This is a genomic window from Nostoc sp. PCC 7107 (genome assembly GCF_000316625.1).
In the GTDB taxonomy this organism is placed as follows: domain Bacteria; phylum Cyanobacteriota; class Cyanobacteriia; order Cyanobacteriales; family Nostocaceae; genus Nostoc_B.
In genome coordinates this window covers 4,911,060-4,936,709 of the sequence record NC_019676.1, presented here as the reverse complement: position 1 = coordinate 4,936,709, position 25,650 = coordinate 4,911,060, and the positions used below count along the sequence as shown (strand labels likewise).

General features: G+C 39.9%; 21 protein-coding genes and 2 pseudogenes. 9 read left to right on the top strand and 14 right to left on the bottom strand.

Annotated features, from left to right (window positions below):
• Positions 1-475: 475 nt before the first annotated feature.
• The 4 genes from NOS7107_RS21110 to NOS7107_RS21095 form a co-directional block, all read right to left on the bottom strand.
• Entirely contained in the window at positions 476-1,129 is a 654-nt protein-coding gene (locus tag NOS7107_RS21110; protein WP_253274468.1) for a hypothetical protein, read from the bottom strand.
• 145 nt (positions 1,130-1,274) lie between these two features.
• The gene (locus tag NOS7107_RS21105; RefSeq protein ID WP_015114981.1) at positions 1,275-2,987 is read right to left on the bottom strand and encodes a bifunctional diguanylate cyclase/phosphodiesterase; all 1,713 of its coding nucleotides are present in this window, start codon (positions 2,985-2,987) and stop codon (positions 1,275-1,277) included.
• Positions 2,988-3,879: 892 nt separating this feature from the next.
• Positions 3,880-4,446 (bottom strand): 3'-5' exonuclease, encoded by a 567-nt coding sequence (locus NOS7107_RS21100; RefSeq protein ID WP_015114980.1) that lies wholly within the window; start codon positions 4,444-4,446, stop codon positions 3,880-3,882.
• Between the two features lie 54 nt (positions 4,447-4,500).
• Positions 4,501-4,788, bottom strand: a complete 288-nt coding sequence (locus tag NOS7107_RS21095; RefSeq protein ID WP_044501028.1) for a Mo-dependent nitrogenase C-terminal domain-containing protein — start codon at positions 4,786-4,788, stop codon at positions 4,501-4,503.
• Positions 4,789-5,209: 421 nt separating this feature from the next.
• Between NOS7107_RS21095 and NOS7107_RS21090 the strand changes: the two genes are divergently transcribed.
• Positions 5,210-6,094 (top strand): pirin family protein, encoded by an 885-nt coding sequence (locus NOS7107_RS21090; protein ID WP_015114978.1) that lies wholly within the window; start codon positions 5,210-5,212, stop codon positions 6,092-6,094.
• A gap of 89 nt (positions 6,095-6,183) precedes the next feature.
• Here the strand turns inward: NOS7107_RS21090 and NOS7107_RS21085 are convergent, their stop codons facing one another.
• The 5 genes from NOS7107_RS21085 to NOS7107_RS21065 all read right to left on the bottom strand — a co-directional run bounded on the left by NOS7107_RS21085 (position 6,184) and on the right by NOS7107_RS21065 (position 12,127).
• Complete coding sequence (locus tag NOS7107_RS21085; protein WP_015114977.1) at positions 6,184-6,900, bottom strand: pirin family protein; 717 nt, start codon at positions 6,898-6,900, stop codon at positions 6,184-6,186.
• Between the two features lie 345 nt (positions 6,901-7,245).
• On the bottom strand, positions 7,246-7,806 hold the full coding sequence (gene dps, locus NOS7107_RS21080; RefSeq protein ID WP_015114976.1) for a DNA starvation/stationary phase protection protein Dps: 561 nt from the start codon (positions 7,804-7,806) through the stop codon (positions 7,246-7,248).
• A gap of 131 nt (positions 7,807-7,937) precedes the next feature.
• A complete protein-coding gene (locus tag NOS7107_RS21075; protein ID WP_015114975.1) occupies positions 7,938-8,990 on the bottom strand; it encodes an aldo/keto reductase in 1,053 nt (350 codons plus the stop codon).
• A gap of 83 nt (positions 8,991-9,073) precedes the next feature.
• A complete protein-coding gene (locus NOS7107_RS21070; RefSeq protein ID WP_015114974.1) occupies positions 9,074-10,675 on the bottom strand; it encodes an RluA family pseudouridine synthase in 1,602 nt (533 codons plus the stop codon).
• A 192-nt stretch (positions 10,676-10,867) separates the two neighbouring features.
• Positions 10,868-12,127 (bottom strand): glycoside hydrolase family 10 protein, encoded by a 1,260-nt coding sequence (locus NOS7107_RS21065; RefSeq protein ID WP_015114973.1) that lies wholly within the window; start codon positions 12,125-12,127, stop codon positions 10,868-10,870.
• A gap of 485 nt (positions 12,128-12,612) precedes the next feature.
• On the opposite strand from NOS7107_RS21065, the gene NOS7107_RS21060 reads away from it, so the two are divergent.
• The 6 genes from NOS7107_RS21060 to NOS7107_RS21035 all read left to right on the top strand — a co-directional run bounded on the left by NOS7107_RS21060 (position 12,613) and on the right by NOS7107_RS21035 (position 17,913).
• Complete coding sequence (locus tag NOS7107_RS21060) at positions 12,613-13,575, top strand: homogentisate phytyltransferase (protein WP_015114972.1); 963 nt, start codon at positions 12,613-12,615, stop codon at positions 13,573-13,575.
• Between the two features lie 4 nt (positions 13,576-13,579).
• Positions 13,580-14,044 carry a M48 family metallopeptidase gene (locus tag NOS7107_RS21055; protein ID WP_015114971.1) on the top strand — a complete coding sequence of 155 codons (465 nt, stop codon included), beginning with the start codon at positions 13,580-13,582 and terminating at the stop codon, positions 14,042-14,044.
• 26 nt (positions 14,045-14,070) lie between these two features.
• The gene (locus NOS7107_RS21050) at positions 14,071-14,640 is read left to right on the top strand and encodes a Uma2 family endonuclease (protein ID WP_015114970.1); all 570 of its coding nucleotides are present in this window, start codon (positions 14,071-14,073) and stop codon (positions 14,638-14,640) included.
• A 114-nt stretch (positions 14,641-14,754) separates the two neighbouring features.
• Positions 14,755-16,326, top strand: coding sequence for a uroporphyrinogen-III C-methyltransferase (gene cobA, locus NOS7107_RS21045; RefSeq protein WP_015114969.1), 1,572 nt, complete (start codon positions 14,755-14,757; stop codon positions 16,324-16,326).
• 111 nt (positions 16,327-16,437) lie between these two features.
• Positions 16,438-17,034: a dephospho-CoA kinase gene (coaE, locus tag NOS7107_RS21040; RefSeq protein ID WP_015114968.1), complete on the top strand. Its 597-nt coding sequence runs from the start codon at positions 16,438-16,440 to the stop codon at positions 17,032-17,034.
• Positions 17,035-17,604: 570 nt separating this feature from the next.
• The gene (locus NOS7107_RS21035) at positions 17,605-17,913 is read left to right on the top strand and encodes a hypothetical protein (protein ID WP_015114967.1); all 309 of its coding nucleotides are present in this window, start codon (positions 17,605-17,607) and stop codon (positions 17,911-17,913) included.
• 53 nt (positions 17,914-17,966) lie between these two features.
• On the opposite strand, the gene NOS7107_RS21030 is transcribed toward NOS7107_RS21035, so the two are convergent.
• Complete coding sequence (locus NOS7107_RS21030; RefSeq protein WP_015114966.1) at positions 17,967-19,361, bottom strand: TldD/PmbA family protein; 1,395 nt, start codon at positions 19,359-19,361, stop codon at positions 17,967-17,969.
• 124 nt (positions 19,362-19,485) lie between these two features.
• Positions 19,486-20,523, bottom strand: coding sequence for a PleD family two-component system response regulator (locus NOS7107_RS21025; protein ID WP_015114965.1), 1,038 nt, complete (start codon positions 20,521-20,523; stop codon positions 19,486-19,488).
• Positions 20,524-20,989: 466 nt separating this feature from the next.
• Between NOS7107_RS21025 and NOS7107_RS28040 the strand changes: the two are divergent.
• Positions 20,990-21,276, top strand: a pseudogene (locus NOS7107_RS28040) (dihydroorotate dehydrogenase-like protein); the annotation flags it as partial.
• 43 nt (positions 21,277-21,319) lie between these two features.
• Here NOS7107_RS28040 and NOS7107_RS21020 read toward each other — a convergent pair.
• Both NOS7107_RS21020 and NOS7107_RS21015 read right to left on the bottom strand, forming a co-directional pair.
• Positions 21,320-21,886 carry a hypothetical protein gene (locus tag NOS7107_RS21020; RefSeq protein WP_015114964.1) on the bottom strand — a complete coding sequence of 189 codons (567 nt, stop codon included), beginning with the start codon at positions 21,884-21,886 and terminating at the stop codon, positions 21,320-21,322.
• A gap of 133 nt (positions 21,887-22,019) precedes the next feature.
• On the bottom strand, positions 22,020-23,144 hold the full coding sequence (locus NOS7107_RS21015; RefSeq protein ID WP_015114963.1) for a hypothetical protein: 1,125 nt from the start codon (positions 23,142-23,144) through the stop codon (positions 22,020-22,022).
• Between the two features lie 494 nt (positions 23,145-23,638).
• On the opposite strand from NOS7107_RS21015, the pseudogene NOS7107_RS21010 reads away from it, so the two are divergent.
• A pseudogene (locus NOS7107_RS21010) lies at positions 23,639-23,998 on the top strand (HAD-IB family phosphatase); the annotation flags it as partial.
• A 91-nt stretch (positions 23,999-24,089) separates the two neighbouring features.
• Here the strand turns inward: NOS7107_RS21010 and glgA are convergent.
• Positions 24,090-25,565 carry a glycogen synthase GlgA gene (gene glgA / locus NOS7107_RS21005; RefSeq protein WP_015114962.1) on the bottom strand — a complete coding sequence of 492 codons (1,476 nt, stop codon included), beginning with the start codon at positions 25,563-25,565 and terminating at the stop codon, positions 24,090-24,092.
• Between the last annotated feature and the right edge of the window lie 85 nt (positions 25,566-25,650).

The window sequence follows — 25,650 nt, the reverse complement described above, 5'->3', positions numbered from 1 at the left end:
TGGTTTACACCGACTGGGGGATTTTTTTTGCTTGATTCCCACAATAGGAAAATTTTATCCGGTTAGAGGCGATCGCAGAAAGAACAATTAATTGGTAGATGCACCCTGATAACTAATTCCCCTAGCTGGTTTACACCGACTGGGGGATTTTTTTTGCTTGATTCCCACAATAGGAAAATTTTATCCGGTTAGAGGCGATCGCAGAAAGAACAATTAATTGGTAGATGCACCCTGATAACTAATTCCCCTAGCTGGTTTACACCGACTGGGGGATTTTTTTTGCTTGATTCCCACAATAGGAAAATTTTATCCGGTTAGAGGCGATCGCAGAAAGAACAATTAATTGGTAGATGCACCCTGATAACTAATTCCCCCGGCGGCTGCCACCACTGGGGGATTTTTTTATTGATTGCAAACATCATTGCCGCGAGTGTGATTTCCCAGGTGCAGATATGAAAGCACTCCTAAATCAGGCTTATCTTTGCCAAACTACTAATCCCACCATTTCTAATGCTTCGGCTACTTGTGGATGCAACGTACAGTACCAGACATCCTCAAAACTCCACTCAACCAAGAGTGCCGTTGGAAATGGTGAACCATCGGCATGAGTTGGCAAAGAGCAATTTAAGTATTTTGCCAGCAAATAGCCAAGCCTTGCATATTGCAGGTTAACAGCACCGTAATGGTCATAACTAGCTGCCTTCGCTAATTCAGTGGTTGTCGTAGTCCGATTAGGAAAATGGTAATGAGCTACTAACATAGCTCGGTGTCCTACCGTCAGACTGGCTTCAATAGCAGTAAAAGCTTCAGCATATTCCTCAGCCGAAGGAAGAAATTTATCAATGTGAGAGTCAGGAGTATCTATTACCTCCTCCATGTCATCTAAAGCAGCCGTAATTAGTTCACTACAGAAGGCGCTTTTAGTGTAGCCCATCAATTGAGCTAGTTTTTCTAAACGGGAGTTATCGGTAGGTATGAGTGTCACAGCAAACCTGACCGATTCTTCCTGGCACTGCAACATCTTGTGTGCTAATCTTTGAACCTTAGTCATAATGGCAAAATGCACCGAAAATAATTCATCATTTTTAACACCAGGATTTACGGTGGTCAAATTCTGTAGAGTGTGCATGATGAATTCGGTATTAAACCGCTTAACCGGATGCAGGGTATGAGTTTTAGTCTTATTGCACTGTGAAAAATATAGAAAAAATGGATTGATAGAACCTAGTCGCAGACAGCAATCCATCAATCCAAAATTTAAACTGGTATGAGTTTCATGCAATTAGATGTTCTAGCTGCTGAGAATTGCGCTTAAGCAGTTCCGTAATTCTCTGTGCGGGTGCTGGGATACCAAAATAATATCCTTGACCTTCTTGACAGCCACGCTGTTCTAAATACTCCAATTGTTCTTGAGTCTCTACCCCTTCAGCGGTAATTTTCAACTGGAGGCTTTTGGCTAAGGCAATAATGGCATCTGTAACCGCGCCACCATCGGAAGCTACTGTAATATTTTGAACGAATGACCGGTCTATTTTAAGCATATTTACAGGGAACTGATTCAAGTAGTTTAAGGAAGAATAGCCGGTGCCGAAGTCATCTAAGGCTAACCATAAACCTAGTTCCCGTAATTGCTTGAGGGTTGTGACAGAGCGCTGCACATCGCCCATCAAGAAGCTTTCAGTTACTTCTAATTCTAAGTATGATGCTGACAATTCTGTTTCTTGTAGAACTTGTTTGATAACCTCTACTAAGTTTGGTTTTTCAAACTGTCGGGCTGAGAGGTTGACTGACATCCGTATTGGTTCCATTCCCGCTAATTGCCAAGCGCGATTTTGGGCGCAAGCAGTACGTAATACCCATTCTCCAATGGAGATGATTAAACCATTGTCTTCGGCAATGGGGATAAATTGGGCTGGAGAAATCAAGCCCCGTGTCGGATGTTGCCAACGTACCAGTGCTTCCACTGCGGTTATTTGTCTAGTCTGTAAATCAATGAGGGGTTGATAATAAACTACCATTTCTCCCCGATCTAAAGCCCCGCGTAACTCGTTTTCTATGGTCAATCTCTCTTGCAACCGCGCGTTAATTTCTGGGGAGTAGAAGCGATGTTGACTGCGCCCTTGTTGTTTTGCTTGGTAAAGTGCGATGTGAGCCTGTTGCAGTAGTTGATCGACATAATTACGATCGCCTAAATTATTAATTGTGATGCCAATACTGGCGGTAATGTGAATCTGCTGCCCATCGATAAAGAAAGGTTTGGATATTGTACCCAGAAGTAACTGTGAGAGTTTGATCACACTCTCAAAGGAAAGTATCTCGATGTGTGCGATCGCAAATTCATCTTGGCTCAAATGGGCGAGGATATCTGTTTGACCTATACAATTGGTTAAACGCTGGGCAACTGCTCTTAAAAGCAAATTAGATTTTTCATGCTCCAACCCATGACTGATACCTGTAAAATCATCAATGCCCAGCAACAGCACAGCTACCATCTGCTGCTGATTCTGTGATTGCGAGATGTTCTGATAAAGGCGATCGCTAAATAAATCCCGATTTGGTAATCCAGTTAAATTGTCATAATTACTAATCTGATGAATCAATTCATCTAATTTATGCAGAGTTTGCGAGGTATCTGCCATTAATGTACCTGCTTCATCTGCATATTCTGTAGGGAGTTCTGGTAATTTTTTAGTATGAAAATAATCTTGCAATGCAGCCGAAGTTAAAATAACTGGAGCTAAAAGATAGTGCAGTGCATAAAGTGTAGCAGCTGTACCGATGAGTGTTGCGAATAAAGCAATCAGCAATACTCGTATTATCATCTCCCAAGAATAAGAATTAGATGTAACGAAACAGAATAGTAAAGTCAGCAAAGGTACATGAGTACCTAAAAAGGCTACTGACATGATTTTGGCTGTATAACTTTTCTTGAGCAAGCGAAAGTTAGCTAGAGATGTGTAGAGATAAAGTTTGTGATGTAGCTTCATAGATTCGATTTGATGGTAGATAGTTACCAAACTTTTTTCGGCAGAAACGTTGCGGAAATTTGTTACCTTAATTCCCGGAAAAACGCAGTGATTTAGAGTTGAAAATCTTCCAAATCTCTCTAATCAGCTTATAGAATCATCTCTATAGTTTTGGTAAAGCGGAATATATAGCCTATTTCCGTATTAAATCCTTATAAGTATAAATACTATTTAATATATTAATTTTAGATAAATTTTTATTGTTTGTTTAATTTAGCTTGCAAGAGGCGATCGCCTACAAATTTCTCCGGCAATTCAAACATTAAATCGCATATTGATTAATAAATATAATTGAGATGTTTAAAATGGCTATAAACCTCTGATGTTGAGGATTTGTTACCCCAAACTTCTAAAATAAAATTTGAATTTCATCTAATGTCTGTTTAACAAAAATCAGTCGAGAGATTTTATCAACATATCCGGTTGCTGATAAATTTAATCACTCTTGAATAAATTGCATTGATTCATCAGACAAGATAATTTAAGAAAATTTTAAATTAATCACCCAATTGTATGCTTAACTTGACGAGCTGCATCATTCTTATGCTCGACTACCTAAGTATTCGCTGACTGATCGCAAATAAAAACTATTTTTTTCTTAACCGAATCATTAATTATCGATTTTGTATTCATCCGGTTTGAGAATGAAATATATTTGCTTAAAGACTTAATTAAAAAAATCAAACAACAGCCTGTCACTTTGCACACAAGCTGTTTTTGAGAACTGCACAATTTTCTTTATTTGAGATATCTAGTAAATAAAAATAAGCATCTATCTAAAGAGAGATTTTTATCATTTTCAGCACTCAGCACTATTTATTGAGGACAACCCATGATCAAAACGGTAAATTGACTACAACTTTTGTCTGTTGAGAATCCAAGGCAAAAGTTTAGCAATATTTCTCGCATCATCAATACCACGATGATGTGTTCCTTGTAGTTCTATATTTACGAGTTGCAAAGCTTCTGCCATACCATAGCGCTTAGATAAGCTTTGACTTTCACTAAAATGCTGTTTGAGATTTATATGAGGATAAGCGATAGGAAAGGGAAGATTGTGAAACTTGCTGTCTTGTTTAAACTGGTTACGATCATAGTCTCCCCAGGAACCAAATACAGCATTGGGATAATGAGATAACCATTTTTGCAGTATTGCGATCGCTTCAGGATATCCAGGAGCCTGATCAACATATATCTGCGTAATTGATGTCAATGATTTACAGAAATCTGTGAGTATTGGATAGCGCACCGGCTTGATAAACGTTTGAAACTCATCAATGACTGTTAAATTTTGTGCCTCAACCATAACGGCTCCAATTTCGATGATTTCCATCTCATGCCGTTTGATAGTTCCTTGATCACAACAAGTGGCTTCTAAATCGAGTACTAATAAATAATCATATTGATTCCAGTTCATCATTTCACTGCAAACTTGTAAAACATCAGAGTTTGAAATATCGTTACTCTGCTATGTCTAACAATATTTTGTCACATCTTCACCACATTCATCGGCTAGATACATCAAACACTTAAAACGCAGACCAACTACTTGCTCATAAAGAGGATTTAACTTGCACAAAGGTGGAATGCGAAAAAGCGTCCGTCCTAATATTGATATATTTCTCTCAAACGGGCAATGAGAGGGAATGATTGTACATAATAATCTGGCAAGTTTATCGTCCCGTATTTCTAAAACATCAAGCTGATTCCGTAACTGATTTAATAAACTGTTATTGACTTGAGGTTTATTTAAGAAGTCCATAAGTTCAATTTCCTTTAGTCCATCTGTTACCCCTACAAAATTACAACTATCCACACAGAAAAACATAGTATAATTACCAGATTATTTTTTTGATTTTTAAAAGCCGATTGTTAATCTAGTAAAATTGCTGAGGAAGTAACACAAAGAGTGAGTTATGCCTCAGAATGACAATAATGGCAGTCTGTAAATATACTGAAAAATAATCGCTATACAGCATCAATTTAGCTGCTTCATCGCAGATATGAGTGCGATCGCCGTTTTTCAATTAACCCAGGATGAAAGCCATCACTAACAAAAAACAGCCCACATAAACTAAAAAATTAATAATTTCTCTGCTAGGATTACCCCTGGCATTGTGGCTTTTTGCTTGGCAAATCTACTTATAATAATTGCAGCATTTACCAATTACCCCCCATTACCTATGGCGATAGTTCAACTGATTGAACCTGAAGTTAAAGATTTGGGTGGGTTTATCGCCCGCCGTAGTTTGCCATATCCTCAACGCCAAATGGTCGGGCCATTTATTTTTTTTGATCATCTCGGCCCTTCGGTTTTGCCGGCTAACAAAGGTATTGATGTGAGACCACATCCTCATATCAATCTGGCAACCCTAACTTACTTATTTGATGGTGCAATCATGCACCGTGATAGTTTGGGTACTGTGCAAGAAATTCAACCGGGTGCAGTTAATTGGATGACGGCGGGAAAAGGAATTGCTCATTCAGAGCGATCACCTGATTTTGACCGTCACAACGAGGCGACTATTCATGGTATTCAAACCTGGATTGCTTTACCTGTGGAGTACGAAGAAACTGAGCCTTGCTTCATTCACTATACTGCTGAAACTATTCCTACCTGGGAAGAAAATGGCACTATCATCAAACTCATTGCAGGAACAGCATCGGGTTATACCTCACCTGTGAAAGTTTTTTCTCCCATCCTTTATTTAGATGTGGTACTGTCTGCTCATACTCACTTTACTATCTCCGCTGATTATGCCGAGAGGGCAGTATACAGTGTCACTGAGGGACTGAGTATTAATGATGAACCAATAGAACCTTATCGCCTGGCGATTCTAGAACCAGGTGATGAGGTGAGAGTTTCGGCGATCGCGGCGGCTCGGTGTATTGTGATTGGTGGTGAGCCATTGGGCAAACGCTATAAATGGTGGAATTTCGTCTCCAGCCGACCAGAGCGCATAGAACAAGCTAAAGCTGATTGGCGCGACAACCGCTTTGCTAAGGTGGTAGATGAAACAGAGTTTATTCCCCTACCAGAAGTGGTGACAGAGGCTAATCCGTTGTAGTTTTTCCAGAAAGATAGGGGTGTAAGGGTGTAGGTGAACAGAAACCCCTACACCCATTCTTAACAAACAAACTTTGTGCGTAAATCCTATCAACCTAAATCAAACAAGAGAACTTCTGCGCCAACATCAGTACTGATTTCCAGTTGTTCTTCGCCACTGATTTGCACCCCATCGCCGGCTCTGAGTTCTTCACCGTTCAATGTGGCTACACCTTGGGCTATTTGCAACCAAGCATAGCGATCGCGTTTCAGATGATAATTTACCACATCACCGTTTTCTAAAATAGAAACGTATAAATCAACATCTTGATGAATTGTCACCGCACCGTCGCGGCCATCTTTGGCGGCGATTAAGCGTAATTGACCGCGCTTTTCTTCGATAGGAAATGTTTTTTGTTCATATCTGGGAGCCAGGCCTTGTTCATCAGGTAAAATCCAGATTTGCAGTAGGTGCAGTGGTTCAGTGGGTGAGGGATTAAACTCGCTGTGCATGATGCCTGTACCAGCACTCATAATTTGAGCATCACCAGGACGAATGACGGAACCTGTACCTAAGCTGTCTTTATGCTCGACTGCGCCAGATAGGACATAAGTGAGGATTTCCATATCTCGGTGGCCGTGGGTAGGAAAACCCGCACCTGGTGCAACGCGATCATCGTTAATCACTCGCAGAGAACGGAATCCCATCCGATTGGGATCGTAAAAATGACTGAAGGAAAATGTATGGTAGCTATCAAGCCAACCAATTTGGCTACGACCGCGATTATTTCTATCATGAATTAGATAGTTAATTGTATTTTGAGACATAAATTCACCTCAGTTGATTTGGTTTTGGCAATGTAAATAACTAATATTTTTTTGTGCAACAATATGATGGCGATCGCAGTGCATAAATTACATAATAATCAAGTTGATGTGCTAGATTTTCATGGTCAATCAAACATTAACTAAAGAAGTATTTTTGATTTATCTAGCTGTCTTGCGACTTATTTAAATATTAGAATATCTACCTATAAAATGAAAAGTACGCACTAAAAAGTGGCGTACTTACCAAAAAGATACTAAAGGCTTAGATACCCGATTTCTTAAAGAAATCGGGTATCTTGTTGTTCACAAACCATTTATAACTGCTATTGGAGATGGAAAAAGTATTTATCTCACATTAGCGGGTGTTTTAGCTGCAACTGAGCCATTTTCTGCTTTGATTTCAGCTACTTGTAGATGAGCTTCTAAGAACCAAAGTCGTTTGTCAATGGTGCGAGAAATTTCGGTGTAAAGGTCAGCGGTATCAGCATCACCTAAGTCGTTGGTTTTAGCGATCGCTTCTCGGATATGTTTACCGTAAGGCGCGAAACGGTCTGCTAATGCTGTTACATGGTTTTTGCCATCCAAAATATCCAAGGGATATTCTGGCAAGATGGAGTTACTAGCAGCGAGTCTAGCGGTTCCAAAAGCGTAGCCACCTAAAGCCGTGACACGTTCAGCAACCATATCAACGTATTCTTCTAATTCGCCAGCAATCTCATCAAACAATTCATGCAACTGATAGAAGTCAGTACCTTTAACATTCCAGTGGGCTTGCTTCGTCTGGGTTTTTAAATCCAAAGTAGCTGCCAATGTTTGATTGAGAATGGCCACGATTTGAGAACGGGCTTCGGCTGGAATATCAATCCGAGTAGGGTAAAGGCGGGATGTCTGCTTATTGTCGCTCATGGTTCCACGTTTTTTTTGATCGACATAATGAGTCTACAAAAGTCGTGTAGTTTACAAAACTTCCTGAAGACAGATGGTTTTTCGCCGTTAATGAATTATTATCTAAATCATTCTTGAGAATTCTTACTTATTCACAGGTGATGATTGTCTATAGTATTGAATGTGCCACCAAAAAGGCGATCGCGGATCATATCATTCTGTAAAAAGTCATGAGGAAAACCAAGTTCAATTTGACTGACTTCATTCAGACGTTGCAGATGTTCTGGTGATAAGCTGAGATCTAAACAAGCCAAGTTATCTTGAAATTGACTGAGTTTGCGTGCGCCAACGATGGGGATAACTACACCACTTTGGGCGCGTAACCAAGCTAATGCAACTTGGGAAGGTGAACGACCGACCTCACCGGCAACTTGACTCACTACCTCAGCGATCGCTAAACTGCGTTCTGATACTGTTCCCATACCTGTGTTTGCCAGTCTGCCTTGTTCTTCTCCTGGTTGCACAAGCTGATTATACTTACCTGTTAGTACCCCACCAGCTAACGGCGACCACGGTGTGATAGCTAAATCAAAGGCTTTGGCCATTGGGAGCAAATCTCTTTCTGGTGTCCGTTGAATCAAATTATACTCTATTTGCAAAGCAATAAACTTTGTCCAGCCTTGATATTGAGCGATAGTATTAGCTTGTGCCACAATCCAAGCGGGGGCATCAGAAATCCCAATGTAAAGAACTTTACCTTGACGGACTACATCATCAAGCGATCGCATTACCTCCTCAATCGGAGTTGTGAAGTCCCAAGCGTGTAACCAAAATAAATCAATATAATCTGTATTCAGGCGTTTGAGGCTACCTTCTAAAGATTGCACCAAATTCTTGCGATGGTTGCCACTACCATTAGGATTACCTGTTTTTTCACCCATTCGCAATGGAAATGAATATTTAGTTGCAACTACAAAGCGTTCTCGGTCTTTGGCAATTAATTCACCGACAATTTTTTCACTACTACCATCTGTGTAACCATTGGCGGTGTCAATAAAATTCCCGCCTGCTTCTGTGAAAGTATCAAAGATTTTGCGACTTTCATCAGCAGAAGCACCCCAACCCCAATCTTCACCAAAGGTCATAGTTCCCAAGCAGAGTTCAGAAACTCTCAACCCACTTTTGCCCAAGAGTTTGTATCTCATATCACGCGCAATTGGTAATTCGTCATTACCTTACCAATGAAAAATGATGAATAACAAACGACTAATGATAGATTGACACTCACTTAAAAAGGCGTTTTTGCTTGTAAATGAATTGTTTTTTCTAATTGGGGATGGTAAAAAATCAGTTCCCTGGCGTGGAGATGTAGACGACTAGCCTCAGTCGCACATCCATAAAGGCGATCGCCTAATATTACCACGCCTAATCCTACCGCCGCATGAACCCGCAACTGATGGGTGCGTCCGGTGAGAGGAATAAACTTTACACGGGTGTATTCGCCTTCCTGGGCGATTACCTGAAACTGAGTCACGCTAGGTTTACCATGTTGCCAATCAACTTGTTGATAAGGACGATTTTGCGGATTTCCCCAAAGTGGTAATTCAATTACACCTTGATTTTTTGTCACTGCACCTGCGAGGATGGCTTCATAGACTTTCTGTACTTGTCGCTGTTGGAATTGTTGACTGAGATGATAGTGAGTATTGCGATCGCGTGCTATCAACAAAATACCAGAAGTCGCTTGATCCAAGCGATGCACAGATACAAGGTTCATCCCATCAGCTAATAAATTCCGTAAACGACTCACCACACTATCTTGGGTGTCTTGATAACGTCCGGGAACAGATAACAGTCCCGCAGGTTTATTCACAGCAATCAGCCATTTGTCTTGATAAATAATCTCCTCTCTAGTAGAAAAGGGGCTGAGAAATCCCCTTGAACTATTAGGTTTAATACCCGACAGCAAAAACCCCATCAACGGCTGACAACGTTCTACACAAGCTTGATAAAATTCCCCTTGAATTTTATCTCCTGAAGATTGACCCCACCAAAATTCAGCCATTGCGAGGGGTTTGAGGTGATGGGTGGCGGCGTAATGTAATAGTTTTGGGGCGCAACAGTCTCCTGTACCTGTGGGTAAACCATCTGGCATTAATTGTTGTAAAGTTAGAGACTGCCCAAAAAAATTCATCAAAGAGTAAGCCGCGTGCATCTGGGCTTGGAGTTGGCGAGATAATGTTTTACGCTGTTGTTTTAATTCTCGTATTCTTGCGTCTGCGGTGGCAATTGCTTGTTGAAGTGGCTGTAAAACTGCATCTCGCTGACGTTTGAGTTGTCGTCGTTCAATTCCATCTCGACGGCTGGCTGAGTCAAGTTCTGCTAGTGCGAGGGTGAGAACTTCTCCTGTGAGTGTTTCGCAAAGCTGCTGGCGTTGTGCTTGGCGTTGATATCTGCAATCACGATGGCGATCGCTCATTACTTGTAATTTCTGCTCAAATTCACCAGATAATATTTCATACTGCTGTTGTTCTGGTAATTGTTGTAAGGTAATAATTTCTTGTTTAATAGCCTCTAACTTTGCTAAAGTTTCGGCTTCTGTCAAAGCGACTGCTTCTCTACCGGGAATTGGCGGAACCCAGCCATCCACAACACTTTGACCATTTAATAACCCTGAAAAAGCTTTGATGACTTGTTGTTCACTAGTCTGTGATTCTACCAACAATACCCCATACATTTTACCCTCGCTGGCATAACATTCATCCGTAGCCAGGTATTTCATTAAACCACGGGCAATTTCTTCTATCAAAGTAGTACGGGGTAAGCTTAAAATTTCCCCCGTTTGCGGACAATAACCTTGATAGTAATAGCTAGGAGATGCTTCTGCCATCAGCAAATCTCAACGGTAAAATGATGATGCGATCGCTTGTTTGGTAGTTGAATGATACCAGCAGGCGATCGCATTTGCTTTTCTCAATTTACAACAGATATAAAAAGATGTTTTACCTTTCAGATCCCCGACTTCTTAAAGAAGTTGGGGATCTTGTTTCTCACGAAATTATGCCGAATTCTATTGTAATTCTTATATTTTAGCGCGAACTACAGGATAAGGAAACAGCCGCTTAAATCCATCCTGACGTTCAGCTACTGTTTCGGGAGCCACATCCCACAAGCTTTCATAATAGAAAAAGGCTACACCTAAACTTCGTTCTTGGGCTGCGCGTACCTGGGATTTAATTTGTTGCATTGGTACGGGATTATTCCGCAACCCTGTCATAATTCCGATTCCTGTGGGAATTTTTTGTTGCGCTTCTTGAATTTCGCTGCGGCCGATATTGGCGATAAAACTTTGCAAATCAGGACGATAAACTTGCACAACTAGCTCATCTACAATATTTTGTCTTATCCAAGCCAGCCAATCTTGCAGGTGAAACTTGTAAGCAAAATCATAATAATTCGGGGAAACCGAGAAAATAGCATTGGGTTTTCTGGCTTTTACTGCTTGGTTGAGTTGTACCATGAACGCAGTAATTTTATCTGCTCGCCACTTTACCCAAGCTGGGTCATTAGGGTTTGCAGGGGGATTGTTTTTAGTTTCTTGAGTGTATAAAGCGACTGTGTATTTGTCATAACCAAATTCATGGGGCAAACTTGTATGGTCATCAAACTGAATACCATCAGCATCGTATTGAGTGACGACTTCTAGCACCAAGTTGCTAATGAATTGTTGCACTTGGGGATGGAAAGGATTTAACCAAACAACTTCACCCGCCGCACTCATAGAAGTTTCGCTACCATTGCGCTTTTTGGTCAACCACTCTGGATGATTTAAGGCTAACTCGGATGTTGGCGGAGCCATGAACCCAAACTCGAACCAAGGAATGACTAACAGCCCTTGACGATGGGCTTGATTAATTAGGTCTGCGAGGATATCTTGTCCATCTGAACCACGGGCGAGAAAAGGTTGAATACCCGCGCGTTGGGCGGTAGCGCTGGGATACATAGCATAACCAGAGTTCCATACAACGGGATAGATAGTGTTGAAATTGAGGCGTTGTAGGTGTTTGACTGCTTCCTGCACTTTGCTGCGATCGCGCAGAACATTAAAATCATTGTTGGTCATCCACACACCGCGGATTTCTTGGCGTGGTAGTTGAGCGATCGCAGGTTTTAGCCCATCAACTAACAATACTGCCATAAAAGAAACTAACATCAACATTGGCACCAGTCGCTGCAAACTGCGCCGCCAGCCTGTCAAAGTCAAGAGTTTCATCGGGTTGAATGATTTGTCACCTACCCATACACGCCATCGCCTGTTTTTGTGATGGAATTGATTAGCCATATAGCCTTGAAGTATTCACGTTTACTAGAGGAATGGTTAATTGGTAGTTGTTCATTCAATGCTGCACATCGAATTTTCTGCACCAGAGAAACTCAAACAAAATTCATACCGTCAATCATGGATGACGTAAGCATTATCCATTAGTGTCCAATATACATTGTGTCTAAAAGGTAGTTTACCAAGTCTTTACCTTAACTGGCGTTGCTGGCTTGATTACCAAATTTTACTGATACTATAGTGTATTTTTTAGAACTAAAAATAGCCAACCAACGAATCACTACTACCCTTAATTCCCATCGACCACAGCAATGATACTCAAATTAGGGTTTCATGAGAAAATTACTGTGATGAATTTTAATAGCGTACATTTATCTTCCCTCAAAATGTCCACCAAGACAATTGCATCTCAACCTTTGGCTGTTGTTAATGAGCCAATTCTGTAACAATGATTAACAGTAAGCCGGAATACTGAATCTAAGCTACTCATGAGTCAGAGTTCTCAAAACAGCGATTTATCACCCAAACCTTTGCCATTCAACTGGTTATATGCCTTTTGGAAGTTTTCGCGTCCGCACACGATTATTGGCACAAGTCTAAGTGTATTGGGTTTATATTTTATTGCCCTTGCCGTTAGTCATCGTGTTGATTCTCTATTCCCCATTTCCCATTCCCTATTGCCAGTTTTAGGTGCATGGATTGCTTGTTTATGTGGCAATGTTTACATTGTCGGCTTAAATCAGTTAGAAGATGTGGAGATAGATAAGATTAACAAGCCACATTTACCACTAGCATCTGGGGAATTTTCTCAACGCTTAGGGCAATTTATTGTCATAACTACAGGCATTTTAGCACTAGTAACTGCCTGGTTAAATGGGCCATTTTTGTTAGGAATGGTCGCTTTAAGCTTGGCAATTGGTACAGCTTATTCTTTACCTCCAATTCGCTTAAAACAATTTCCATTTTGGGCAGCACTGTGCATTTTTTCTGTCCGAGGGACAATTGTCAATTTGGGTTTATTTTTACATTTTAATTGGGTACTGCAAAGCAAAGAATTAATTCCGCCAGCGGTGTGGGTACTGACGATATTTATCTTAGTGTTTACCTTTGCGATCGCAATTTTTAAAGATATCCCTGATATAGAGGGCGATCGCTTGTACAACATCACTACATTTACAATTAAACTCGGAGTGCATTCTGTATTTAACTTGGCGCTTTGGGTACTCACCCTCTGCTATTTAGGCATGATGTTGGCAGGAGTGCTGCATCTCAAATCGGTAAACTCAGCTTTTTTGGTGATTACCCATTTAATATTGCTGTGTGGGATGTGGTTTCGTAGTTTGACAGTAGACTTACAAGATAAAAGAGCGATCGCGCAATTCTATCAATTCATTTGGAAACTCTTTTTCTTAGAATATTTAATATTTCCCATCGCCTGTTTGTTGGCTTAAAATAATGCTAGATACTCTTCCAGTAAATGATATTTTTGCCACATTGGTAGTAATTGCTAGTATTTTCTTGCTGATTTATTTTGCCTGGAAAACCTTAATCACCTCCAACTATTTTCAAAAAGGCATCAATTTTTATCAGCAAAAAGATTATTCAGGTGCAGAAGCAGAATTTCGTAAAGTTATTGCTATCAATTCTACTAATGACGTAGTTCGACTATTTTTAGGCGATGTTTTATATCAACAAGATAAAATTGCCGAAGCCACAGAATTATTCCAAGAAGTCATTCGTCGCAGTCCCAAAAATCCTGAAGCTTATTTGCGCCTAGCCAATGTTTTAATTCAGCAAAATCAACCAGAAGCAGCCAAAACTAATCTGCAAACAGCGCAAAAATTATTTCAAAAACGCCAACCCGAAAAAGCCCAAAAAGTTACTCAGTTATTGGCAAAAATCAACGCCAAATCAACCTGAAATTAATTATTCTCAATTGATTATCTATGGTACAAACACCAAAGAAAACATTGACTATAGCAGAGTTTCTCTCACTACCAGAAACTCAACCAAGCTCAGAATACATTGATGGTCAAGTAATTCAAAAACCAATGCCTCAAGGAAAACATAGCACTATTCAAGGAGAACTCTGTCCCAAAATCAATGCTGTTGTAAAAGTCCAAAAAATGGGTTGGGCTTTCCCTGAATTACGCTGTACATTTGACGGAATTTCCATAGTTCCCGATGTCGCTATATTTTCTTGGGCAAGACTTCCTGTCGATGAAAATGGTGATATTGCTAATACATTTACCATCGCACCCGACTGGCTCATCGAAATTCTTTCCCCAGAACAAAGCCATACAAAAGTTACAAAGAAAATATTACACGCTCTCAATCACGGCACTCAAATGGGTTGGCTAATTGACCCAGATGAGCGATTTATTGCTGCTTATCCGGCGGGAAAACAACCTTTAGCTTTTGAATCACTTGATAGTGTTCTGCCTGTGCCAGATTTTTGCCAGGATTTACAGTTAACAGTGGGTGAAATTTTTGGCTGGTTAAAGGTGAATTCGTAGTAAAAAATTTGGGCATAATACTCACCCTGTTCGATCATACGATCGCTAACTCATCGATAATCATCTTGATTGATATGATGAAATTTTTCTGCCCGATCGCATTAATATCAGATTATGACTGAAAAACTGGGTAAAGTTTACCTTGTAGGTGCAGGGCCGGGAGATGTGGCGTACCTGACAGTCAAGGCTTATCATCTCTTGGCTGTGGCTGAGGTGTTGGTCTACGATGCTTTGGTAGATGAGCAATTATTACAGTGCGTACCAGCGAATTGTTTAAGGTTAGATGTGGGTAAGCGTGGTGGTAAACCCAGTACACCCCAAGGGGAAATTAATAAATTATTGGTGCAGCACTGCCAAAGTGGTCAACAAGTTGTCAGGTTAAAATCAGGCGACCCGTTTATTTTTGGCCGCTGTACTGCTGAAATTGCAGCATTGAAAGCCGCTGGTTGTGAGTTTGAAGTGATACCGGGAATTTCTTCGGCTTTAGCAGCGCCCTTGTTCGCCGGAATTCCCTTGACAGACCCAGTGATGAGTCGGTGTTTTGCTGTGTTTACCGCCCATGAACCAGATGCGTTGGACTGGGAGGCGCTGTCAAGGTTAGAGACATTAGTAATTTTGATGGGGGGACAAAATCTACCAGAGATTTTACATCAATTATTGCGGCGTAAGCGATCGCCTCTCACTCCCATTGCGATCATCCGCTGGGCGGGAACGCCAAATCAACAAATTTGGACTGGTCAACTCAATAATATTTTAGAAAAAACCGCAGGGTTATCACTCTCACCAGTGGTAATTGTCATTGGTGAAGTTGTTGGTCTACGGCAGTACTTACAATCTGAGACAATAAATTCTGAGGATTTTACTACAGCAATTATTCCCAGTTTTGCAAATATGTCCAACCACCTCCCCCTCGCTGGAAAAACTATCTTAGTCACTCGTTCTGTGGGACAGTCGAGCGAATTTAGCGATCGCCTCCAGGCGGTTGGTGCTACAGTGATGGAAATGCCCACGTTAGAAATCGGCCCGCCTTCTAGTTGGGCAGATTTAGATCGTGCGATCGCTAGTTTATCTGACTTTCACTGGTTAATTCTCACCTCAACCAACGGTATTGAATACTTTTTTGCCAGATTAACAGCCTTGGGTAAAGATTCTCGTGCTTTGGCTAATGTCAAAATTGCAGTAGTTGGGGAGAAAACAGCCCAATGTCTCAGACAACAAGCCCTAAAACCAGATTTTATTCCCCCTAACTTTGTCGCAGACTCGTTGGTAGAAAACTTTCCCGAAGCATTGTTAGGTCAAAAGATTTTATTCCCCAGAGTAGAAACTGGCGGTCGAGAAGTTTTAGTCAAAGAATTAACAGCCAAGGGCGCAGAAGTTGTTGAAGTTGCAGCATATCAATCTTGCTGTCCTAGTAGTATCCCAGAATCAGCAAAGTTAGCTTTACAAAATCATCAAATAGATATTATTACATTTGCTAGTTCTAAAACTGTACAATTTTTCTGTCAAATTATAGACAACACATTTGCTAATAACTCTGTTGTCAATTTACAGGATGTTTGCATTGCTTCCATTGGCCCTCAAACGTCTAAAACTTGTCATACTTTATTCGGACGGGTAGATGTTGAGGCTGAAGAATATACCCTAGAAGGGCTAACTCAAGCCTTGGTGAAAAAGTATGAAGTGTGAAGTCCAGGGGAAGAATATACTACTACTCAGCACGGGCTAAACGCCCCGCTACCGCTCTACGCGCAGCAATGCCCGCAGGGCTTTACAGCACTTTTAACTATTGATTGACCAATGACTAAACGCATCATCGGCTTAACTGGAGGAATTGCTACAGGTAAAACCACCGTTGCTAATTATTTAGCTAGTGCTTATCACCTGCCGATTTTTGATGCGGATATTTATGCTAGGAATGCAGTATCTATTGGTTCACCTATTTTACAGGCGATCGCGCAACGTTACGGTGAACAAATATTACTTCCTGATGGTAATCTTAACCGTCAGCAACTAGGGGAAATTATCTTTCAAAATCAACAAGAACGCCAATGGGTGGAAGAGTTGATTCACCCTTATGTCAAAAACTGTTTTCTACAAGCAATTTCTACATCCACCGCTGACACTCTGGTGTTAGTTATTCCACTGTTGTTTGAAGCGCAGATGACACATTTAGTTACAGAAATTTGGGTAGTCAGTTGTTTGGAAGCAGAACAGTTACAAAGATTAATCCAGAGAAACCATCTTCATCCAGAACAAGCACAAGCAAGAATTACTAGCCAATTACCTTTGGTAGAAAAAATAACTCTTGCAGATGTTGTTTTAGATAACTCTTCTACCCTAGAATCACTCCTACTTCAGGTAGATGTTGCTTTAAACAAAACTGAAATTGTTTAGGAATAAATGTATATAAAAATTCATATAAATGACACTTCAATGTAATTTGAAATTTGTATATTTATCAACAATTTAAAGTCAGGTAAACAAGACTTATTCCTTAATAATTCTACATTATTACTTTAGTAAATTTACTGTGGACACTACGGTTTATACTCCTGTATTTTATGTATTAAATGCGTAGTTTAGGAGTTTAAAACAAGAAACTCAATAGTTTAAGAATAATATGCTTGGCATCATCGGCAACACAGATACAATCTTGAGATAAAAATTAAACAATCAAAATTCAGAATTAGGTCTACAAAAAACTTAGCTCAATTCTGAATATCGCTTATAAAATTGTTGTTGGGTATAAGGGTAAAGAGAGTTTTCTGATTTTTGCACAGATACCCGAATCATAACTAAATATAGCGGTAGTCAGATATGTTAGGACAATTTGAAAGCTTGAATGCCAGGAATAGTAAGACTTTTACTTCTGCCTCCTACCTCCTGCTATAACCGGAAATGATATTATTGCTCTGTTTTATAGCAATAACTTTGACAAAATATTAAATTTGTATCAAAAAAGCCATGAATTTAAGTTTCAATTTTTTTAATTGGTTGCCGCTATTAGTTATTCCCACAAATGAGCCTACCCAAAAGTATAAAACACATGACTACAGCCAATTTATTACAGGCAGAGATTACGTATTTGAGTCGATAAATCAAGGTATAGAAGGACAAATGACAGGGGTAGGGAAAGGCATTCAACCTTGTGATTATATTATTTTGCGGCGTGGTGCTGAATTAACCAAGTATCAAGTTGAAGCAATAGATTATTATGCCGATCCGCCAGATATGTGGATGGCTTTACTCAAAAAAGTCATAGATAATTCGTAATTGATAACTCGTAGTTGGGAATTACGAATTACAAATTACGAATTACAAATTACCTAAGTTTCTCCACCGACAACTACATCTCTAATTCGCAGACTGGGGCCACCGCAACCTACAGGTAAACCATTTTGTCCACCTTTACCGCAGCCACCAGACTCATCCCAGTAGAAGTCATCACCAATTGCTTCAATATCAGCCAGGGTTTGAAAAACGTTACCCGAAAGTGTCACATCTTTAACGGGTTCAGCAATTTTACCGTTTCTAATCATCCATGCTTCCCCGGCGCTAAAGGTAAACATTTCGCCATTAGTCATCCCGCCCAGCCAGTTACGGGCATAAACGCCTTCTTTGATACCTGTAAATAAATCTACAGCTGGCGTTTTACCCCGTTCTATCCAGGTATTGGTCATCCGAACAATGGGGCTGAAGTGATAATTGAGACAACGAGCGTTACCAGTGGGGGTTTCTTCTAATTTACCTGCGGTTTCACGAGAATGTAACCGCCCAACTAAAATCCCATCTTTGATGAGTTGGGTGGTAGTAGCAGGTGTCCCTTCATCGTCATAAAAATAACTTCCGCGGTGTCCTTCTGGGGCTGCACCATCAAAAATTTGCAGTTCTTTTGGCCCAAACCGCCGCCCGATGGTCATTACTTCTAGCAAATCGGGATTTTCGTAAGCCATATCTGCTTCAGAAAGATGCCCAAAGGCTTCATGAACAAATAAACCTGTGAGAATGGGGTCAATAACTACAGTATATGTATTACCTTTAACGGATGGAAGCGATAAAGCCGCAACCGCCCTTTGAGCCGAACTTTTTACTTGTTCATCTAAATTAACTAAATCTTCATAGGCTTTGCGAGAACCAGTAGTTTCCCTTCCGGTTTGGACAGTTTCGCCATTTCTTGCAGTGGCGGCGAAGCGCATTTCCATATCTACCCAAGATTGTTCAATCAGTGTACCTTCGGAGGTGGCAATGATGATTCTTTGAGCGCTGTCACCGTAACGGACAGAAGTTGTAGTGATTTGAGGATCAACACTTTTTAACAGTTGAGTGTAGCGATCGCACAATTCTTTTTTCTGCGATAGGCTAATTTTACGCGGATCTGTACCCGTTAGCGGTAGTTGACAGATGGCTTGCACTGGATCAATGGGAGCTAGTAAAGTTTCTTCATCGCCTACCATCAAAGCTGCTGCGATCGCTTCTTCAATTCGTTCTTTAATAGTAGAAAGCTGGTTAAAACTGCTTAAACCCCAGCCACCTTTATAACAAGCGCGAATATGTCCACCAATAGAAATACCTTCACTCAGGGTTTCTACCTTGTCGCCACGCAACAAGATATCAGTCCCTTCTGCTTCCTCTAGGCGAATCATCAAATAATCTACACGGGATGAGTAGCGGGAAATGAGGTCAGAAACTAAATTTTGCGCGTCTGCAAGTGTAGTTGGCATTTGTTGGTAGTCACCACAACGAACTACATTTATTGTGCAGTATATCGTAGGGTATATGTTACAGGTGACAGGTTATAGGGATAATGAGTGAATGGTTTGTATTAACTGAATTAAAGTTGAGATTTTAGACCATCATTTTAATATTGGAAACAATGCGATTGCGACCTGCCTCTTTTGCTTGGTAAAGTGCCTTATCTGCATCCACAATTAAATCCAAAGGTGAAGATTCCCAAGTAGGAATGACAGTTGCTACTCCTAAGCTCAAACTAACATACGGACTAATTAAAGACCCGTCATGAATAATCTGTAAGTCTCTGACTTCAGATTGTATTAAATGAGCAATATGAACAGCCCCATCCGCATGGGTATTTGGCATAATAACTGCGAATTCTTCTCCACCATAACGGGCTACTAAATCTTGATATTTTTGAACTGTAGAGTTTAATGCCGTACCTACTTTTTGTAAACAAATATCTCCTACAGGATGGCCATATTTGTCGTTATAAAATTTAAAAAAGTCAATGTCACAGAGAATCAAAGATAAAGGAGACTCTTTTTGGACTAAATTAATCCACTGAGTATTGAGATAGTCATCAAAACGACGACGATTAGCCAAACCAGTTAAACTATCTACGTTCGCTAATTCCTGTAAAGCCTGATTAGCTGCCTCTAGTTGTTTGTAAACTTGGGCTTGCTTGAGTAATTGTCGCAACTGTCGACGTAATACTGTTAGTTGAATTGGCTTGCGAATAAAATTGATTGCACCGACATCAAAGGCACGATTGATAGAATATTCATCATCTAAATTTGTAATCATTAATATTGGAGTATGTTTCCAAAGTTTAGAAATTACAATATCATGTATCTCTAAGTCATTATTAAAATTTGTCAGCGCTGATTTCAACTTATTTTTGTTAATTTGCAACAACTGTTGACAACATGTAAAACCATCCATTACAGGCATAACAGCATCTAGTAAAATGATATCTGGCTTAACAGTTTCATAAGCATCTAAACATTGCTTACCATTAGAAACTTCAACTACCTGATAGCCTTCGTTTTCCATAATTCGCCGCAATATAACTCGAATGACTGGATCATCATCAGCTACTAGAATGACTGGAGATTTTTGTGTCAGAGAAAGTGAACTTATACCTTTCATGAGCCGTGTTCTACAAGTTTTGTCTGGACAGTATTGCTATGTGAACAGTAAATAACGTTAACGATGCTTAGATTATTCCCAAAATTGGCAAAAGACTTTATGTCTATTGCTCCAACTAATTTCATATCCAGGGATGACAAGAGTGGAGTTTGCGCTCACCATTTCTACTTACCTCAGAGTATAATTTAATGATGTAAAGCTAGTATGCCCAAGAAGCATCTTAATTTTCACACCCAGATAAAATCAGCAGATTGAAATAATGTCTGGGAGTTGAGAGCCTATATCAAAAATAAGATGCTCAAAAGCAAATATGTATAATATTTTACTAAAAAATTATTTTGACGAAGTAAAAATCCTCATATCAAAGAAGCATATTTTGAAAATATTTAGTCAAAGCCTGGCGCGATATTGCTTCTCAAATGGACAAGTTAAGCAAGAAATCACTACAATTTAGGAAAAATACTATATGAATTTAACTACAACATACATGGGGATGCAATGCGATCGCCTCTTGTCCCCTCATCGTCTCCCCTGACGCAGACATTGATAATCTTCAGGGGATGGAAGATGCTGGCGCAGGTGCAGTAGTCATGCACTCACTATTTGAAGAACAAACCAGATAGATTTCGCATCGGCCTAGATGAATATTTAAAACTGATTCACAAAGCCAAGGAAAAAGTAGATATCCCCATTGTTGGAAGTTTGAATGGTTCTTCTTTAGATGGCTGGACTGACTACGCCAGACTTTTAGAATAAGCAGGTGCATCAGCAATAGAATTAAATACTTATTAGAGTATCAATCGGGCAAATACTTAGCTCCTACCACTTTGCCATCTTTGAAATAAACAGTCACTATTTCCGCATTGTAACGACCATCGTTTGGGTCAAGAATGTAATTTAAATTCTGGTCAGGTATCGCAACCAAGCCTTTTTCTTTAGGATCACGATTTTCCCACACACCATCATTATGTTCATCATTTAATGCCCATTCCGGTTGCGGAAATTTTCCCCCTTGAGGAAAACGCTGGTTAAATAAGCTTTGAACCTCTTGAATTGTCAGACCATTTTTAGCATCGAGATAAAACTTTGTGAAAGGTTTTATCGGATTAAGAGTCAAAAAATGTAGAGTTAATAGACTGAGATTGAAACCGATGAACAGCCACAATTCTTGTTTACGCCGAGATTGTAAGTATATTGGCAAGAGTAAGATGAGGGCTAAAACAGCCATAAATAAGTAAAATTGCCAGAACAAGGAAGCAGCAAGTTCATAATCTAGGAAGAATCCCAATAGAAATAAAACTATTAAAAAAATAACTTCGACAATGATTTCAATCCATTTAATGTGACGCTTAATATATTTCATTTCACTGTATCTGGTGTGTTCTTTTTCAGAAAGAAAATCCTACTATAACCTGAGTTCTGCGATCGCAAAACTGGACACTTCTCTACCATGACACAGTGAAGTGTTGAAAATCCTTACGTCTTTAAACCAAGAATTATGTCAAAAAACTAAATGTCTGTGTTGGTAAGTTCCAACTAGCAAACACACCATTTCCCAAGGTTAAACCATCAGGGTTAAATCGCAGGGCGTGTCCTGGTGCATTGGGGTTTTCGACTACAGCTAGGGAAGATTTACCTTGTCCTGTCCAGTAGATTTTGCCGTCAGGTGCTAACCTCGGCCCAGAATAGCCAGTTACATCACCAATTGCCAATGTATCAATTTCGGTTTCTATCTCAGTGACTAAATCCATTTGGTGCGGTGTCGCACTCCAACCTTCTAAAGTATGTTTACTCCACTGGCCAAATTCCCAATCACCTTTAGCGTAATACAACTTTGTACTGTCAGAGGAGAAGGCGCAGGAGTAACCAGCGGAACCGCGAATTAAATAATCACTATGACTGACTTTCCCAGTAGTCCGGTCAATTTTGGCGATCGCAATTCCTAATCCTGCCACACCCAAGGCGATTTTGTTCCAATTGGGGCTGAAAATAATTGAACCTTTATTGACTCTTTTACCAACTAAGGGGTTCAGCCGATTTTCTGGGAACATAATTGATGAGGAAACATATTTGCTATTGATACCACTTTTATCTACTAAGTAAGCTCTGATCTCAGTTCTGCCGTTGAAAATCAATAACCAGAACGCATTACCATTACTATGCGGCGCAACACCAAGAGCTTCGCCTGGGTTATCGAGTTTCCCTGTCAGTTTTCGGTTCAAAAGAATAACTGAGCCGTTGATACCTTTAGATAAATCTGCAATAGAGTAGAATATCGCCTGGTTGTTGTTTGTAAAGATGTAGAATCTGTCAGGATTACCATCAGGAGTTGGTACAATTGTCACTGCTTGTGTCGCTGACCAACTTTTTGCACCCCAAACTCCATCTTCTAAAATTTGATGAGTTTGCCCATTGAAGATTAGTTGACCATCGCTATATAACCGCAGTTTACCTGTTATGGGATCAGTATAGCTGGCAGTTGCTTCAAATCCTGAACTGTGTCCAGCTTTTGGCAGAATTTTCGGGCGATCGCCACCAAAGTCAATTAAGACTTTTTTCCCAACTCCTGTGTACCAAAATCTATCTGGGACAGCAAGTTTTGTAATGGATAGTGCATTCATGGTAAGTTTTGTCGAGCAATTAATTTTGTAATTTAGTTGTCAAAACTATTTGAGATAGCACTTGCAAACATAAACGTTAGCAATTCTTTGAAACTAAATCTGAATATCGTATTTATATTTGGTTACAAATTTTATAGGTATTCGTTATGGAAGCCTGTACTTGCATAAAATCTAAATTTTAGCAACCTACATAGTATACATATAGGAGTACTTAATTTTTTATTTATTAAAACATAATATATATTAGCTAGTTAAAAGCTTGATCATTACTTGATTAGTCTTAACCGTAACATACGTTATTGCATTTTTTTGTAACTCAATGCACAGAATTTTTAATTTCCTAGTATTAGTACTTGTATTTTTTTAATAGAAAATCTGTATTTATTAATCAATCTCAAGTCATAAGCTAATAGGATGACTTGTGACAAATACCAAGCTAAATATATCTATCAATGTGTATAGGAAAGTTCATACTTTAGATAGAGGATAAAACCGTGAAGCGAATTGTTTTTTGTGATTTTGATGGCACAATCACAATTGAAGAAACCCTTGTGGCGGTGCTAAAAAAGTTTGTACCGGAAGTTGCTGCACAATTATTACCAGAAATATATGCACAGCGGGTAACACTGCGGGAGAGGGTGAAGAAAACTTGAGAATCAATTCCCTCTGCACAGTATAAAGAAATTTTAGAACATACGCGATCGCAACTCATCCGTCCAGGATTTAGGGAACTGCTAGATTTTCTGGATTTTCAAGGTGTCGCTTTGGTTGTTGTGTCTGGTGGATTGCGGGGAATGGTAGAAGTTGTTTTAGGTGAGATAGTCCCAAGAGTAGCAGCGATTTACGCCGTTGATAAGGTGCATTTCGCCATAACGAAACGCACCCTACAATATCGAATTTATTTTAAATTAAACCAAGATAAATCCGTTTAACAAAGTTGACTTACTACCGATGTCTAATCCACTCGTAAATCTTGAGATACTCTGCGCCTGGAATATTCCATGAGTAGTCGTATCTCATACCTTGAATAGCTAGTTGACGGAACTCATCAGGCGATTCATGCCACAAATCAATTGCTCGATTCATCGCAGATTCTAGCGCATAATTATCTGTGTCATAAAATACGTAACCATTACATTTTTCTGGTGGTAAATTTTGGTCGTAATCTCGGTCAAATACCGTATTTACTAACCCACCAACACCACGAACAATGGGTACTGTGCCGTATTTTAAACCAATCATCTGAGTTAAACCGCAGGGTTCATAATTGCTGGGAACAACAATCATATCCGCCCCTGCATAGATGAGATGGGATAATTCTTCATTAAATCCCAATTCTAAATGCACATCGGGGTGATTATTTAAAAATTCTTTTTCGTGACGGAAATGAGTATTAATTGCGGCTTCTGTAGCTGAACCAAGTAATACAAATTGTGCGCCCTTATTGAGTGCGTGATAAATCGCGTGATGTACAAGATGTACACCTTTTTGATTATCTAACCGACCGATGTAAGCAACGATTGGTTTATCCGCAACATCAAGCAAGAGACGCTCTTGTAAAGCTTTTTTGTTATATATTTTTTGTTCAAAATCTTCGTAGCTATAGTTCGTGGGGATATAGCGGTCAATTTCTGGGTTCCAAAAATCGTAATCGATACCATTAAGCACCCCGGTAAATTTATCTTGATGCAAATGCAATGTATGGCCTAAACCACAACCCACTTCTGTAAACTGCGCTTCTTCAGCGTGGTTTGGGGAAACTGTAGTGACTGCATTGGCGTAAACAATACCCCCTTTCATGTAATTCAAAGCAAAGGGGTTAAAATTGTCGCGCAGCTTATCGTATTGGAAATAATAAGCTTCTCGATTTAAACCTGTAGCTGCAAGCGTTTGGACACCGCCTATTCCTTGATGCTTAAAGTTGTGGATGGTATAACAAGTCCGCTGATATTCCATCCCGTTATACTTGTAAATCTCCGCCAGCAAAACGGGAATTAAGCCTGTTTGCCAGTCATGACAATGGATGATATCAGGTCGCTTGTTGCTTTGATTTAAAAATTCTAAAGCGGCTTTGCTGAAAAAAGCAAAGCGCATATTGTCATCATTACAACCGTAATAACAGCCGCGATTAAAGAAATTATCTTCTGAGTGGGGTTGAATAAAGAAGCACAACCTACCATGTACCCAACCGCAGTATACAGCACAGTGAATTGCTGCACCATACCAAGGTACCCACAAGTCTTTGTAGGCATCATGCAATCCCCAAATATGGTCGTAGCGCATACAATCATACATAGGTAGTATGATCTCAACGCAATTTCCCCTGCCTTCTAATTCTCTACTCAGTCCGTAGACAACATCCCCTAAACCGCCTGCTTTAATCACAGGAGCGCATTCCGAGGCAATCTGTACTATGTACATTCCTAGTCCTCGCTATACAAAACTTTATATTTACTATACTGTTCAGTATATGCAATATGTACTCATTGACAAGTAAGTAAGCCAA

What these genes read in the sequence shown, in the direction of transcription:
- NOS7107_RS21090 (WP_015114978.1), top strand. Translation starts at nt 5,210, where the DNA reads ATGGCGATAGTTCAACTGATTGAACCTGAAGTTAAAGATTTGGGTGGG.
- NOS7107_RS21075 (WP_015114975.1), bottom strand. Translation starts at nt 8,990, where the DNA reads ATGAGATACAAACTCTTGGGCAAAAGTGGGTTGAGAGTTTCTGAACTC.
- NOS7107_RS21065 (WP_015114973.1), bottom strand. Translation starts at nt 12,127, where the DNA reads ATGGCTAATCAATTCCATCACAAAAACAGGCGATGGCGTGTATGGGTA.
- glgA (WP_015114962.1), bottom strand. Translation starts at nt 25,565, where the DNA reads ATGTACATAGTACAGATTGCCTCGGAATGCGCTCCTGTGATTAAAGCA.
- NOS7107_RS21060 (WP_015114972.1), top strand. Translation starts at nt 12,613, where the DNA reads ATGAGTCAGAGTTCTCAAAACAGCGATTTATCACCCAAACCTTTGCCA.
- coaE (WP_015114968.1), top strand. Translation starts at nt 16,438, where the DNA reads ATGACTAAACGCATCATCGGCTTAACTGGAGGAATTGCTACAGGTAAA.
- NOS7107_RS21110 (WP_253274468.1), bottom strand. Translation starts at nt 1,129, where the DNA reads ATGCACACTCTACAGAATTTGACCACCGTAAATCCTGGTGTTAAAAAT.
- NOS7107_RS21030 (WP_015114966.1), bottom strand. Translation starts at nt 19,361, where the DNA reads ATGCCAACTACACTTGCAGACGCGCAAAATTTAGTTTCTGACCTCATT.
- NOS7107_RS21105 (WP_015114981.1), bottom strand. Translation starts at nt 2,987, where the DNA reads ATGAAGCTACATCACAAACTTTATCTCTACACATCTCTAGCTAACTTT.
- NOS7107_RS21070 (WP_015114974.1), bottom strand. Translation starts at nt 10,675, where the DNA reads ATGGCAGAAGCATCTCCTAGCTATTACTATCAAGGTTATTGTCCGCAA.
- NOS7107_RS21020 (WP_015114964.1), bottom strand. Translation starts at nt 21,886, where the DNA reads ATGAAATATATTAAGCGTCACATTAAATGGATTGAAATCATTGTCGAA.
- NOS7107_RS21015 (WP_015114963.1), bottom strand. Translation starts at nt 23,144, where the DNA reads ATGAATGCACTATCCATTACAAAACTTGCTGTCCCAGATAGATTTTGG.
- dps (WP_015114976.1), bottom strand. Translation starts at nt 7,806, where the DNA reads ATGAGCGACAATAAGCAGACATCCCGCCTTTACCCTACTCGGATTGAT.
- NOS7107_RS21050 (WP_015114970.1), top strand. Translation starts at nt 14,071, where the DNA reads ATGGTACAAACACCAAAGAAAACATTGACTATAGCAGAGTTTCTCTCA.
- NOS7107_RS21100 (WP_015114980.1), bottom strand. Translation starts at nt 4,446, where the DNA reads ATGATGAACTGGAATCAATATGATTATTTATTAGTACTCGATTTAGAA.
- cobA (WP_015114969.1), top strand. Translation starts at nt 14,755, where the DNA reads ATGACTGAAAAACTGGGTAAAGTTTACCTTGTAGGTGCAGGGCCGGGA.
- NOS7107_RS21055 (WP_015114971.1), top strand. Translation starts at nt 13,580, where the DNA reads ATGCTAGATACTCTTCCAGTAAATGATATTTTTGCCACATTGGTAGTA.
- NOS7107_RS21035 (WP_015114967.1), top strand. Translation starts at nt 17,605, where the DNA reads ATGAATTTAAGTTTCAATTTTTTTAATTGGTTGCCGCTATTAGTTATT.
- NOS7107_RS21085 (WP_015114977.1), bottom strand. Translation starts at nt 6,900, where the DNA reads ATGTCTCAAAATACAATTAACTATCTAATTCATGATAGAAATAATCGC.
- NOS7107_RS21095 (WP_044501028.1), bottom strand. Translation starts at nt 4,788, where the DNA reads ATGGACTTCTTAAATAAACCTCAAGTCAATAACAGTTTATTAAATCAG.
- NOS7107_RS21025 (WP_015114965.1), bottom strand. Translation starts at nt 20,523, where the DNA reads ATGAAAGGTATAAGTTCACTTTCTCTGACACAAAAATCTCCAGTCATT.